Annotated in this window: 9 protein-coding genes; 3 read left to right on the forward strand and 6 right to left on the reverse strand. The window is 38.1% G+C overall.

Annotated elements, in window-relative coordinates; all coding sequences use genetic code 11:
• Positions 1-20: 20 nt before the first annotated feature.
• From ACE01N_RS01080 to ACE01N_RS01105, 6 genes are all read right to left on the reverse strand, one after another.
• Positions 21-2,798 carry an OmpA family protein gene (locus ACE01N_RS01080; RefSeq protein WP_380583960.1) on the reverse strand — a complete coding sequence of 926 codons (2,778 nt, stop codon included), beginning with the start codon at positions 2,796-2,798 and terminating at the stop codon, positions 21-23.
• Between the two features lie 11 nt (positions 2,799-2,809).
• On the reverse strand, positions 2,810-3,748 hold the full coding sequence (locus ACE01N_RS01085) for a PorP/SprF family type IX secretion system membrane protein (protein ID WP_380583962.1): 939 nt from the start codon (positions 3,746-3,748) through the stop codon (positions 2,810-2,812).
• 4 nt (positions 3,749-3,752) lie between these two features.
• A complete protein-coding gene (locus tag ACE01N_RS01090; RefSeq protein ID WP_380583964.1) occupies positions 3,753-5,051 on the reverse strand; it encodes a T9SS type B sorting domain-containing protein in 1,299 nt (432 codons plus the stop codon).
• A gap of 207 nt (positions 5,052-5,258) precedes the next feature.
• Entirely contained in the window at positions 5,259-6,527 is a 1,269-nt protein-coding gene (locus tag ACE01N_RS01095) for an adenylosuccinate synthase (RefSeq protein ID WP_380583966.1), read from the reverse strand.
• A gap of 145 nt (positions 6,528-6,672) precedes the next feature.
• Positions 6,673-7,128: a Fur family transcriptional regulator gene (locus tag ACE01N_RS01100; RefSeq protein WP_375728012.1), complete on the reverse strand. Its 456-nt coding sequence runs from the start codon at positions 7,126-7,128 to the stop codon at positions 6,673-6,675.
• Between the two features lie 113 nt (positions 7,129-7,241).
• Positions 7,242-8,453 (reverse strand): dicarboxylate/amino acid:cation symporter, encoded by a 1,212-nt coding sequence (locus tag ACE01N_RS01105; protein WP_380583969.1) that lies wholly within the window; start codon positions 8,451-8,453, stop codon positions 7,242-7,244.
• Positions 8,454-8,576: 123 nt separating this feature from the next.
• Between ACE01N_RS01105 and pepT the strand changes: the two genes are divergently transcribed.
• The 3 genes from pepT to ACE01N_RS01120 all read left to right on the forward strand — a co-directional run bounded on the left by pepT (position 8,577) and on the right by ACE01N_RS01120 (position 14,327).
• Positions 8,577-9,809, forward strand: a complete 1,233-nt coding sequence (gene pepT, locus ACE01N_RS01110; protein WP_380583971.1) for a peptidase T — start codon at positions 8,577-8,579, stop codon at positions 9,807-9,809.
• Positions 9,810-10,898, forward strand: coding sequence for a glycine cleavage system aminomethyltransferase GcvT (gene gcvT, locus ACE01N_RS01115; RefSeq protein WP_380583973.1), 1,089 nt, complete (start codon positions 9,810-9,812; stop codon positions 10,896-10,898). It begins immediately after the preceding gene.
• Positions 10,899-11,228: 330 nt separating this feature from the next.
• Positions 11,229-14,327 carry a tetratricopeptide repeat protein gene (locus ACE01N_RS01120; RefSeq protein ID WP_380583975.1) on the forward strand — a complete coding sequence of 1,033 codons (3,099 nt, stop codon included), beginning with the start codon at positions 11,229-11,231 and terminating at the stop codon, positions 14,325-14,327.

A 14,327-nucleotide genomic window follows, 5' to 3' on the forward strand; every position in this document is an offset into this window, starting at 1 on the left:
ATATCTTCTTTTTCTGTTATTCAATTATTAATAGGTATTATAAGTCTGGATCTTGCTTCAATTTGCTCACCATCCTTCAGTTTATTGATGCGTTTCAATTCATCCGCACTCACATTAAATTTGTCGGCAATAACCTGAACATCCACGTCTTTTGGTACGTAATACAGCGTTTTAACCCTTACATCAAATACCATGTCTTTTAATGCTTCGTTATGCTGTTTCACGAAAATCACTTCCTTATTCAACAGGTAATCCCTGTTTCCTAAATGGTTCATCTGTTTTAGAGCAGATGTATCCAGATTATGATTAATGGCAACTCTGAATAAACCCTCGTTATTTTTAACGCGGTACAGGTAATCTACTTCCGGATGCTGTTCCAGATACAGATCAATAAGGTTGGTTATCAATTCTTCCTGCGGTTTACCAGTTATTTTGAACCGCACTTTTAACCCACTATTTGGTTCAGCCCACTGCGCTTTCAGATCCACTCTTCTGTTTTCAAGTCCTTTTGCAATGTCATATGTTTTTACAGTCGGGAAGTATTTACCATTGGATTCCAGCAAAATACTTTCGTCAGATAAACCAAGTGTTTCCGTCATGAATTCATAAGCCTGATAAGCACGGTAAGCTGAAATTACAAGGTTATACGACTCATTGCCTCTCAGGCCGGCATTACCGGAAATTACAAGTTTCATTGCCTTTTTAGCCTTCAGATATTCTGCCACCATCATCAGGTTTTGTTTGGCTTCTTCAGACAAACTGCTACTGTTCAGATCGAAATACAGGCTTGCAAATCCAGAGGTTTCCACGGGTGTAATTTCTTTTCCAAAATAGTCAGACGCATCAGCCGTTACAATCGTTTTATCATCGTTTAATGCTACAGCATCATTCGGTAATGATACAGGCTTACTATCCGCACCCAGTATCGGGTATCCTTTATTGTCAAGTAATGTATGTCCATCACTGCCAATAGTGTAAGTACCTTCAGACAGTATAATCGGATTACCTTTGATATCATTAACAGGTTTTCCTGTTTCGTCAAGCAGAACTACATTGCCCGCACCCAAATAAGCGGGATTAATAACCGCATCGAAATAGTCCGAAACATCATCAGTAATAAGATTTCCATCCTCATTATATGCCACCGCACCTTCGAATGTTCGGATCGGTTTTCCATCATATCCTATTATCTTATTACCTTTCGTGTCAACAACAGTTTTTCCGTCTTCATCCAATTTATAGATCCCATTTGGCACTATTAACGGGAAACCGCTTTCATCAAGTAACGGCTCTCCGTTTCCATCAAGTAAAACAAACAATCCGGAAGCATCAGCAACATTAGTTCCTGAACCATTGTCAGAGGTATTATCCTTTACTTTATCTTTAAGCAGGCTGCCTTCTGATGCAAGCAATTGCCTTTGTTCATCCGTCAGCTTTTTACCCGGAGGCAACAGACTGATTTTAAAAGAAAGAGCTTCGCCCGAAACATCTTCGTGCTTTACATTCATGGCAAGGTTGCCCATCGACATATCCCTGTCAGAGAAAAACAACATTTGTTCGGGATTATTCCGGTTCCCAACTATACAGTAATCATCGCTATTTGAGTTAATAGGCTGTAACAGGTTTCTGGGTATTTTATCTTTTGACTTTATATCAACCCAGTAAATATCGTAACCCCCAAAACCAAGCAGACCGTTAGATGAATAAATCATAACGGTATCGTTTTGCATATATGGAAATATTTCATTTTCAGTGGTATTAATGGTTGGCCCAAGGTTAACAGGCTGTTTGAAACTGCTCCCGGATCCCTCGGCATAATAAATATCATATCCACCATAGCCTCCCGGATTATTCGAGACGAAATAAATCCCTTTCCCATCCGACGAAAATGTTGGTTGCATAGTATTAAACTCTTCGGAGTTAAAATTAACGGGACCCTGATCTATCCATTCGTTGCCTACCTTTTTTGCATAATAGATCATATACCTGTCTTTACCCTTTTTATATTCATTGCGGGTATAATACATTTGCGTATTATCCTTATTAAAGGTTAGAGCACCTTCGTTTTCCAACGAAGCAATATCTTTTGAAAATAACTTCCTGTTTTCAAACTTATCGTCGAGAGATGCAATATACAGGTCGGTATTGGTTCTCTCATAATCCTGAAGGATCTGGTTGTATTCCGAAGCTTCTTCCTCCCTGCGACTCGGTTTTTTAAAATTCGTGTATGAAGCGAACACAAGGCTGTCGTTATAAAAAGCGGCACCAAAACGTGGCACATCTAATACCAGTTTGTTTGAACCCAACGCAACATCAACAATAGAGTCCCTGCCAAGCGAAGAAGAATAATTATAAAGGTTATCAAGAGACCAGGAAGCTTTTTCTTTAATCCGGTCCAGGATTACTGGATATTTAGTATCCTCAAGATTCTTTTCAGCTTTATCGATGAAAGCTATTGATTCATCGTAACGACCACTGTTAAAAAGATAGGCAGCGTAATCCACAATAACTTTGGTTGGAATATCATTCATATTCCTGCTATCCAGTACTTTCTCATAACATAGCATTGCACTGTCCTGAAGATCCTCTGCATCATATATATTACCTTTTACAAGATAGTAATCAGTAATATACGACTCCGAATTTTCAAGGTCAATCTGGTCAAGTAAAGCTTTGGCTTTGTATATATTTCCTTTTTCAACATACTTCTGCGCACGCTGTACATATTTTTCCTGAGCCTGTACAGCTGTCAGTAATAAAAATATGTAAAGAAAAAAAGTAAAGGATTTCTTTCCCATGCTACTTAAGATTAAAATTCATTAAATCGTTTTTTTCTACTATTCATATAGCGGTATTTGCTGAATCCTCGGTATTCCAGCCTGAATTCAAAACTACCATATGTATAGCGTTTTAATTGCGATAACTGAATATCATAACTCATACCGATACGCAAAGTCTCCGATAATTTGACATCCATAATAATTGACTGGGATTCCAGATAACGGTGACTTGTCCCTACCCAAAATAAATCTTTATACATCAGGTATAACCCAAGCTCTCCTATATTACGATCACGATATAACCATTTATACATTAATGTCTCCTTCAGGTACCAATCCACAGCAAAACGTTGTGTAAAACCGGTCATCAGGTAGCTTCCCTGATAAAAATCCTGGGCAACAAACTTATTCTGGTTGATCATCATAAACGAACTGATACCTGCATAGAACTTAGGATTATAATATATGATACCAGTTCCGAAAGTCGGATTAAAAAAGCTGTACTGATCTATCAAAGAATATCCATAACCTCCATTGCCTTGGTTTGCATCAATATCATAATATGTAATCAGCTTGTCTCTGTCAAAAAAACTGTATTCACCTCCGGCCTGTAATCCGAAAGCAAGGAAATCAGTTTCATTTACCCTTAAATCCACATTGAACGTAGCAGCCAGGTTACTAAGGTTCATGTTACCTGAACTTACATTGATTCCCTGTATTCCTAAACCAAGCTTATAGTTATTCAAAGGAGTATAAGCTGTAAAACCTATTGTTTTAGGAGCCCCATCCATTCCTGCCCACTGAGAGCGATACATCATCTTTCCGGAAAGTGATCCTTCAAATGCCGAATACGCAGGATTTACAAACTCAAGTGTCTTAAACACCTGAGTAAATTGCAGAGGAGTCTGTGCAAATGCACTTACCAGGCTACATAAAATTATTGATATGGTTAATAGTCGTTTCTTCATTACACTAGTAGACTCTTTTCACATCTATAAAAGACTGAATGACCCCCGGCTTTCCGTTTCGTGTAAATTTAAAGATGTAGTAATACGTTCCATCCTTAAATTCTTTCATGTCGAGATCGTTGTTGTAAGGTTTTGCGTTAAATATTTCCCTTCCCATAGCATTGTAAACTATGAGTTCTGTACTTTCATATCTTTCTATAGAAGGAATGATAAATCTTGTTTCCCTGTCTCCTCCGGGAGAAATAAAGTTGATGAGTTTGGTTATATCGGCTACAGCTATTGTATAATAGCCCATTTTATTAGTTTCGAACAGCTGTGTGGAATCAGATTCTGCCAGTCTCGGAAGTGAACCCGGAATTGCAAATTTTCCCTCTAAAGACCAATCATCTTCATAGCCCTGCGGATTACTATTGTATACCAAACCAAACATGTTGGTTTCAAACTGAGGTTTTTCAATATAATCAAAAATAAACGCGGTAATGTTCATGGCCCCTGATGAAGGATTTACATCGCCTGCAATTTTCCAGGCACCGGTTTGGTTCAATGCATTAAAATTATAAAGCGCCTGCTGAATATTAACCTTGCCGGTTAATGGAACCAAATCGTTAAAGGTTACATCAAGGTATTCAACACCTTCCATATTATTTGCGATCCTGACAGGGAAATAGGTATTAGCAAGTCCAACCGGAAAATGGTAACCCGTGCCGGAAGCTATATGTCTTCTGAGATTACCTTCAACATAGGACTGATTAGCCATACTGGCAAAATTTGCAACACGCACAGCATTACTGTCTTTGCTACTTATTTCAATATAGTTATCATCTCCGGTTACGACATGTCCCGATTCCAGTGACAAGCGATTTTGAACGTTCAGATTGCTTTCCAGGAAAAGATTTGAACCTTCAGTCTTATTCAACCACAAATTGTAAAATGCATTTTCAAAATCTCCACCAGTATAAAAATCGGCATTACCATTAAAGTAATAATTACCATTACCAGTAAAAAAATTGTCTGATGAATAATTATAAACGGATTGATAGTCGTCATTAATATCAAAAATCAATGACCCCTGATTTTCAATCACGGCACCATTAATTCCCGTTAATGACCCATGGGTAGTAACCTGCTCCAGTGTGTCAATAAAAACCCTGACATCACCATAAATGATAATATCCGAAGATTCCTGATTAACATTGGTCTGAGAAAAAGTATTAACTGAAAGAAGTAACGTCAAAAGCATCCCAATCAATACGACCTTTCTGTACCCACTGAATATGTAAAATCTGCGCGTAAAATTTTGCATACAACAAATTTCAATTCTCAAATTTCAGTGGCCAACAAACAAACTGTAAACATTTGTTAAAAATGCTCAGGGACAAAAGTATAACTATTTTACGGATTTAATGTTATTTTTCTGTTAAAATTTTAAGTTTTATTGTTTTTTTGTTAATCCAGCGTTAATGTGTTTTTGTATTTTAATTAATAATACTCTCTTGTAGTATTTTTCAAATCACTGTCTAACAATAGTTTGACTCCTATCCGGACCAACAGAAACAATGTTAACCGGAACGCCAACATATTTTTCAATGAACGCCAGATACTCGGAAAACTGAGGAGGAAACTGCGATTCATCCGTCATTTTTGTCATATCTGTTTTCCATCCATGAAATTCTTGAAATACAGGTCTTATATCGTCGGTCAATTCATACGGGAAGTAATTAATTTCCTGACCATTTTCTTCATAAGCTACCGCTATCTTTATACTTTCAAATGCATCCATAACATCACTTTTCATCATGATAAGCTGGGTAACTCCATTGATCATCACACTATATTTAAGCGCAACCAAATCAAGCCAACCGCATCGTCTCGGTCTTCCGGTAGTTGATCCGTACTCATGTCCCTTGTCACGTAACATCTGCCCTGCCTCGTCAAACAATTCAGTAGGAAACGGACCACTTCCAACCCGCGTACAGTAGGCTTTAAAAATACCAAAAACCTCGCCAATCTTATTGGGCGCAACACCCAGACCGGTACATGCTCCTGCACACACTGTATTTGAAGATGTTACAAAAGGATAGGATCCAAAGTCAATATCAAGCAGAGTTCCCTGAGCACCTTCAGCTAAAACAGATTTTTTCAACAAGATATTATCATTAATAAATTGCTCACTGTCAACAACATTACATGCACTTATCAGCTCAATACCTTGCATCCATTCAGACTCATACTTCTCCAACTCGGAACTATAATCATATAAGTATGTTTTAAGAATTTCGATATGACGTTGTTTCAACCGGTTGTATTTCTCATCAAAATTTATGAAGATATCACCAACCCTGAGTCCGTTTCTGCTGACTTTGTCGGTATAGGTGGGGCCAATGCCTTTTAACGTTGATCCGATTTTATCCTTTCCCTTAGCCATTTCATAGGCAGCATCCAACAAGCGGTGTGTTGGTAATATAAGATGAGCTTTTTTTGATATAAATAATTTGGATTTTATTTCGTGCCCATCGGCTTTCAGTTCATCAATTTCCTTTTTGAAAATTGCAGGATCAATCACAACACCGTTTCCAATGATGTTAATTTTATCTCCCTGAAAAATTCCGGATGGAATAGTATGCAGAACATATTTTTTACGATCAAATTCGAGAGTATGACCGGCATTAGGTCCACCCTGAAAACGTGCAACGATATCGTATTTGGGTGTTAAAACATCAACAACCTTACCTTTACCTTCATCACCCCATTGCAAACCTAAGAGAACATCAACTTTCATTATATTATTTATTTATATTTTCAATACCCGTACCGCAAAATAACTGGTCAAACACAGTTATTTCATGAGATGCCGGTTCGACTCTCAAAAATAGAATAAATCAATGAGATGATGGATAAAAGAAATGAATAATTGCTAACAATTATCAACTTTTTCCGTAACAATCCTTGCACAACCCGTAAATGTATAGTGAGTAGTGCGACACCTGAAAATCGTCAATTGATCTGCCTGTAATTTGTTTCTGAAGCTCAGGATCTTTGAGTTCTTTTATAGATCCGCAATTCGTACAAATCAGGTGATCATGAGGATCAATATTGTAAGCTTTCTCGTATTGAGCCATGTTCTTCCCAAACTGATGCTTTACCACCAGCTTACAATCCAGTAATAAATCAATTGTATTGTAAAGAGTTGCCCTGCTAACCCGGTAATTTTTGTTTTTCATGTAGATGTAGAGCGACTCAATATCAAAATGACCTTCATGAGAATACACTTTATCTAAAATAGCATATCTCTCAGGTGTTTTACGGTGACCTTTTTTCTTTAGATATTCAGTAAAGATCTGTTTTACAGCGTCCTTTGTCTTTACTTCTTTACTATTCATTTTTAAACTGAATTAAATTAATGGACAAAAGTAACGAAATTTAAAGCAAATTGTAACCCAATTGAATGAAATTTTTAAACAAACTTGTTTTGAAACAGACTAATTCAATAAAATTAATAGTTCAATTTCTCACCTTCACTATTGGCAATGGTAACAGCGCCACAAGAATCACTCCAAACGTTTACCGTAGTTCTGAGCATATCTAATGGCCGGTCTACAGCCAAAATAAGTCCGACTGCCTCCAGGGGTAACCCTAAATAAGAAAGTATAATTGTAATGGTAACAAGCCCTGCCATTGGAATCCCTGCTGCTCCTACTGATGCAAGAAGTGATAACAAAACGATCATCACCTGGTTAACAATACTAAGTTCCATACCGTAAATCTGAGCAATAAATATAACTGCCACGCATTCATATAATGCTGTTCCGTCCATATTAACCGTTGCACCAAGAGGTAAGGTAAATGACGATATCTTTTGAGAAACTCCACCGTTATTTTCTACGGCTTCCATGGTAAGGGGTAATGTCGCACTTGAACTACTCGTTGAAAAAGCAGTAAGTAATGGTGTTGACATGGCTTTAAAGTGCCTGAATGGATTTACTCTTCCCACAAAATATGTAATCATTAACAACGTAAATGCCCCATGAATAAGCAACGCAATTAAAACCGTAAGAAAATAACTTCCCAACCCGGTTGCTACATCCGCAATATTCTTTTGTTCTGCGACAACGCCAGCCACAAGCCCTAGAATTCCCAGTGGTGTAAACCGGATAATAAACATGGTTATTTTCATCATAACCTCAAAAACACCATTTACAACTTTTAAAGTCGGCTCGCGGTATTCTGCTTTTATTTTTGTCAAAAAGAATCCAAAAAGCAATGCAAAGAATATTATTCCAAGCATATCACCATTTGCAAAAGATTGAAAAATATTCTCGGGAATTATTTTTATCAGTGTTTGACCTATTGTATCATGTTGACCAAGAACCGAATCCACAGATGACTTTAATTCAATTCCGGAATCCACACCCGGCTTAATAATATTTACAAGGAGCAACCCGGTTACAATAGCAATCGTACTTGTTAAAAGATAATAGCCCATAGTCTTTGCACCAACACGCCCCAGGTTTGAGGAATTTCCAATACCGGCCACACCGGTAATGATAGAAGACAGTATCAATGGAATTATCACCATCTTTAATCCTCTTAAAAACACATCTCCCATCCAGGAAATGTAGGAAACCTGTTCCGGCAGAAATATACCGAAAAGAACAGCAAGGACAAGAGCTATTAATATTTGCCAGTGTAAAGCAAGTTTCTTCATTTTTCTTATTTGATCTCAAAAATAATAACTTTATACCGTAATCCCTTATTAAACTTGAATGACTGAAATAGATCATTTAATTTTATGGAATTATATTGTATGTTTGAGCAAAATTCTTGAATTATGAGCCAGGTATTAGAACGATTTCTTACGTATGTAAAATTAGACACACAGTCTGATTATGAAACTAAATTAACGCCAAGTACACCGGGGCAAATGATTTTTGCCGAGAAATTGGTAAAAGAGTTAAAATCCATTGGACTTGAAGAAGTATCCCTGGATGACAATGGTTATGTTATGGCCACCCTGCCTTCAAACATAAAAGAAGACATCCCTGTTATTGGCTTTATTGCACATATGGACACTAGTCCGGACATGACGGGCAAAAAGGTTTCACCGCGCATTGTTTCAAATTACGATGGAAAGGAAATTATATTAAATGCTGACGAGAACATTATTCTTACTCCGGAAGATTTCCCGGAAATTCTGCAATACATTGGAGAAGATATTGTTGTAACCAATGGAAAAACCTTACTTGGAGCTGATGACAAAGCAGGCTTGGCAGAAATTGTATCAGCGATGGAATACCTCATTCAACATCCTGAGATAAAACACGGAAAGATCAGAATAGGATTTACCCCTGATGAAGAAATAGGTGCCGGTGCAGATCATTTTGATGTGAAAAAATTCGGAGCTGAGTGGGCTTACACGATGGATGGCGGCGAAATTGGAGAACTGGAATTTGAAAACTTTAATGCCGCTTTTGCAAAGATTTATTTTAAAGGCCGCAATGTACATCCAGGCTATGCAAAACATAAAATGCGAAATTCAATACGCATTGCAAACCAGTTTATTACCTTAATGCCAAGGTTTCAGACTCCGGAACATACAGAAGACTATGAAGGCTTTTTTCACCTGATGTCGATGGAAGGCGATGTGGAAAAGACAACGCTGCAATACATAGTTCGCGATCACAGCCGCCCGCGTTTCGAAGAGCGTAAAAAAGAGATGATCCACATGACCAATAAAATAAACAATGAGTTTGGCGAAGGAACCTGTACCATTGAAATGAAGGACCAGTATTACAATATGCGGGAAATGATTGAACCGGTAATGCACATAGTTGATATCGCCGAACAAGCTATGAAAAATTGTGGCGTTACACCAAATATTAAACCTATTCGTGGTGGAACCGATGGTGCCCGCCTCTCTTACATGGGACTTCCCTGTCCTAATATTTTTGCCGGAGGACACAATTTTCACGGAAGATTCGAATATGTTCCGGTTGGTTCTATGGAAAAAGCCGTTAATGTGATCGTTGAAATTATTGATATTGTAGCTAAAAAGTCATATTAGATGAAAACAACCCCTTTCACCCAAAAACATATTAATCTGGGTGCTAAAATGCATGAGTTTGCAGGATATAATATGCCTATCGAATATTCAGGAATTAACGATGAACACGTAACCGTAAGAACAGGAGTTGGGGTTTTTGATGTGAGTCATATGGGTGAATTTTGGGTAAAGGGTCCAAAAGCGCTGGACTTTTTGCAGCATATCACATCCAATGACGTATCAAAACTAACACCGGGTAAAGCCCAATACAGCTGTTTTCCCAACGGAAAAGGCGGTATTATTGACGATCTTCTGGTTTATTATTACGAACCGGAAAAATATATGCTGGTCGTTAATGCAGCCAACATTCAGAAGGACTGGAACTGGTGCGTGAAAAATAATTCGTTTGGAGCCGAACTGGAAAACACGTCCGATAAAATTGCTCAGTTAGCCATACAGGGCCCCAAAGCCATTGAAGTCTTGCAGAAACTAACACCGATTAATCTCTCCGAAATTCCGTATTACAGCTTTACAACCGGAAAATTTGCAGGTATCTCAGATGTAATTATTTCCAATACAGGTTATACCGGTGCCGGTGGATTTGAGCTCTATTTTTACAATGAAGATGGCGGTAAATTATGGGATGCCATTTTTAAAGCCGGGAAAGAATTCGGCATTAAACCTATCGGATTGGGAGCCCGCGACACCCTGCGCCTTGAAATGGGATTCTGCCTCTATGGAAACGACATTGACGACACAACCTCTCCCATAGAAGCCGGCCTGGGATGGATCACAAAATTTACTGACAACAAAGATTTTATCGACAAAAAACTTCTTCTTGAACAAAAAGAAAACGGGACATCAAGAAGATTACGCGGTTTTATTCTGGAAGACCGGGGTATTCCAAGACATGGTTATGCTATTGAAAATGCTGACGGAGATGTTATCGGAGAAGTCACCTCCGGAACCATGTCACCGATGATGAAACAGGGCATCGGCATGGGATATGTATCTACATCCTACAGCAAATTTGATTCGGAGATTTTTATCCGGGTCAGAAATAAAGCATTAAAAGCAAGGATTGTAAAGTTGCCTATTTATAAAGCATAACTTAGTTCTGGCGCATCTCAAAATTGCATTACCAATTAAATCCTCCGTCATGATTTTGCTATCATGACACCTCCTTTCGGCAAGGAGGACATAAATACATTCAAATTTACATGTATTGTGCACCTCTTTTTCAAAAGAGGGTGTACGTCAACTGACGTACGGGAGACTTCTATAGATTTAGTCACCGCGGGAATATATCCATAACGTAAATATTCACACGCTGACTATTTTTATTTTGGAGAACTTGTTTACAATATCTGAATGCATCTTTCGTTCTGATTACTGGGAAATTAGTAATTTCGCGCCAATCGTAAACCCAATGTAATTAATATGAGAACCGCAGTTTTAAGTATATTCTTCCTATTTACATCTGTTATTATATTTGCTCAAGAGTCCGTTTCTGAAACCGACTTTCAAAACTGGTTTGAAAGAGGAAAGGAGTTTTTCGATGAACACCAGTATGCTGCAGCAAAAGATAACTTTACCTTGTTTCTGAACAACGCTCCGGAATCAGAAGGAAAACGCATAGAAGCAGACTTTTACCGCATCGTATCTTCTTTACGACTGGAGGATAAAACAGCGGAGACAGAATTATCCCGTTTTATTAATGATCATCCGGACAGTTATTTTGGGAATCAGGCTCTTTTTATCCTGGCCAATTACAAATACGATCAGAAAAACTACAAATATGCCGGGGTATTATACGGAAAGGTTAAAACAAACCAGCTCAGCGAAAACCAACTGAAGGAATACCAGTTCAAAAAAGGATATTGTCTTTTTAAACAAGGAAAATTTAAAGAAGCAGAAAACCTTTTTTATGAGGTAAAAGAAGAAAAAAACCTGTACAGGGAAGCCGCCATATATTATTACGCTCATATTCAGTACGAAGAAGGAAACTACACTACAGCACTGGATAATTTTCTTATGCTGGAAAATTCGCCACAATATTCAGATGTGATTCCATATTATCTGGTTCAACTTTACCATTTAAACAAAGAATATGATAAAGTAATTAAATACGGTTCGAACCTGATTATGGGTACCGTAAATAACAGAACCGGTGAGATTGCAAGAATAGTGGGTGATGCCTATTATGCCCGTCAGGAATATGAAAAGTCCATCGCATTTCTGGAACGGTATCTTGAAGAAACACCCTCTATTTCCAGACCGGACATTTATCACCTTGGCGTAGCATATTACAACACTAAACAATACCAGAAAGCAGCAGAAACATTCTCCCAAATTGCAACCGTTGAAGATGAACTAACTCAAAGCGCCTATGGATATCTTGGAGACTGCTACCTGAAACTGGATGATAAAAATGCTGCACGTATGGCATTTGAAGCTGCGTCCCGTATGTCGTTCGATAAATCCTTACAGGAAGAAGCACTTTATAACTATTCCAAGCTTACGTACGAAACAGCATTCTCCCCTTTTAATGAGACTATAACCGCTTTTGAAAGGTTCCTGGAAGAATTTCCGGACTCTAAATACAGGGATGAAGTGTACAATATGCTTTCAAATGTGTTTATGACAACACAAAACTACGAAAGAGCATACCAGTCCATAATGAAGATACGCACACGAAATCCGAAGGTATTAAAAGCTTTACAACGCGTTTCTTATTACCGGGCAATAGAATTGTTTACGGACAACAGATACAGCGATGCAATCCCGTATTTTAATACGGCTATTGATAATTCCCAGTTCGATCAGGACATTAAGGCTTTGTCGTATTACTGGCGTGGAGAAACCTACTACAGACTCGGGGATTACGATAAAGCACTGAGCGATTACAATAAGTTTATTATTCTTCCAGGTGCTTACAGCAAAGATGTATTTGATATGGCGCATTATAACATGGGTTATGCCTTTTTTAAAAAGAAAAACTACAGCGCCGCCATCAACTGGTTCCGGAAGTTTTTATCACTGGCTAAAACCAAAGATCCTAATCTGATAACCGATGCTAACAACCGCGTTGGAGACTGTTATTATCTAAAACGCGATTTCCGCGATGCAATAACATATTTTCAGGCTGCCTATCAGAACGGTGGAAGCAATGCAGATTACGGCCTATTTAAAAAAGCGTACAGCGAGGGGTTACAGAAAAACTACAATAAAAAGATCACCGATCTAAAAAGCCTGATATCAGGTTTTCCAACATCTCGGTTTATTGATGATGCATGGTTCGAAATGGCCAAAACCTGGGTTGTATTAAATGACCCTCAGAATGCCATCGGATCATACAATGCGCTCATTCAAAAGTACCCGAACAGCAGTTTTGCCAGCCAGGCTATGGTGAATATGGCACTTGTTTACTATAACATTCAGGATGTTAATAAAGCATCCTCCATCTATAAAGATGTGGTTCAGAAATATCCGGGAACCGAAGAAGCAAGAACTGCTCTCGCCGCTTTAAAGAATATTTCGGTTGAGAAAAACGAGGTGGATAAATACATTGACTACACCAAAGAAGTTGGAGGCTTTGCTACACTCAAAAATAACGAAGAAGACTCGCTTACATTTGCAGCAGCAGAAAAGCTTTATATGTCTGGCAATATAAGTGATTCAAAACGATACTTTGAAAATTATCTTGCGAAATTTCCTAATGGTGCTTACCAATTGACTGCACACTATTATAAAGCAGATTGTAACCTGAGATTAGGCGACAAAGACGCTGCAATTTCTGATCTTAAGTTGGTGGTTTCACAACCTAGAAGTTCATTTACAGAGCAGGCCTTGACCGCCTTGTCGACCTTGCTGTTTGAGAAAAGCAATTATCAGGAAGCCCTGGAATATTATTCCGATCTGGAACAGCAGGCTCAAATGAAAGAAAATATTAAGGCTGCGAAAGTTGGAATTATGCGGTGTCAGTATAATCTTAACAATGCAGGAGCCACAATAGTTGCTGCTGATAACCTGTTAAAAGAACCGGTACTTGAGCCGGAACTGAAACGCGAAGCAATTTATAAGAAAGCAAAGTCATTTATTAAGCTCGACAACAAAGAAGCAGCCTTGTCCGCATTCAGAATACTGGCACAGGATACACGCTCAAAAGAAGGTGCTGAGGCTAAATATGAAATCGCAAGAATGCTTTATGAACAGGGAGATGTGAAAGGAGCAGAAAAAGACATCTTCGAATTTATTAATACAAATACACCTCATCAGTATTGGTTAGCCAAAGCTTTTATACTGCTTTCTGATATCTATATAAACAGGGATGACATTTTCCAGGCCAAACAGTATCTGCTGAGCGTAAAAGAAAATTATCAGAATAACAACGATGATATTAAACCAATGGTTGAAACAAAACTACGGGAAATAGATGCCATTGAAAAACGCAAGGAAATGGAAAAACGGGATACGCTGAAAACTTATTTCCAAAAGGTTGATTCCATAAAAAAATCTAAGTCTGATTCCATTCAATAA

This window comes from Quyinboa ferrireducens (genome assembly GCF_042436675.1).
Classification (GTDB): Bacteria; Bacteroidota; Bacteroidia; order Bacteroidales; family UBA5342; genus JBHJHP01.

Coding starts and splice junctions, on each gene's coding strand:
- ACE01N_RS01080 (WP_380583960.1), bottom strand. CDS start 2,798: ATGGGAAAGAAATCCTTTACTTTTTTTCTTTACATATTTTTATTACTG.
- ACE01N_RS01085 (WP_380583962.1), bottom strand. CDS start 3,748: ATGAAGAAACGACTATTAACCATATCAATAATTTTATGTAGCCTGGTA.
- ACE01N_RS01090 (WP_380583964.1), bottom strand. CDS start 5,051: ATGCAAAATTTTACGCGCAGATTTTACATATTCAGTGGGTACAGAAAG.
- ACE01N_RS01095 (WP_380583966.1), bottom strand. CDS start 6,527: ATGAAAGTTGATGTTCTCTTAGGTTTGCAATGGGGTGATGAAGGTAAA.
- ACE01N_RS01100 (WP_375728012.1), bottom strand. CDS start 7,128: ATGAATAGTAAAGAAGTAAAGACAAAGGACGCTGTAAAACAGATCTTT.
- ACE01N_RS01105 (WP_380583969.1), bottom strand. CDS start 8,453: ATGAAGAAACTTGCTTTACACTGGCAAATATTAATAGCTCTTGTCCTT.
- pepT (WP_380583971.1), top strand. CDS start 8,577: ATGAGCCAGGTATTAGAACGATTTCTTACGTATGTAAAATTAGACACA.
- gcvT (WP_380583973.1), top strand. CDS start 9,810: ATGAAAACAACCCCTTTCACCCAAAAACATATTAATCTGGGTGCTAAA.
- ACE01N_RS01120 (WP_380583975.1), top strand. CDS start 11,229: ATGAGAACCGCAGTTTTAAGTATATTCTTCCTATTTACATCTGTTATT.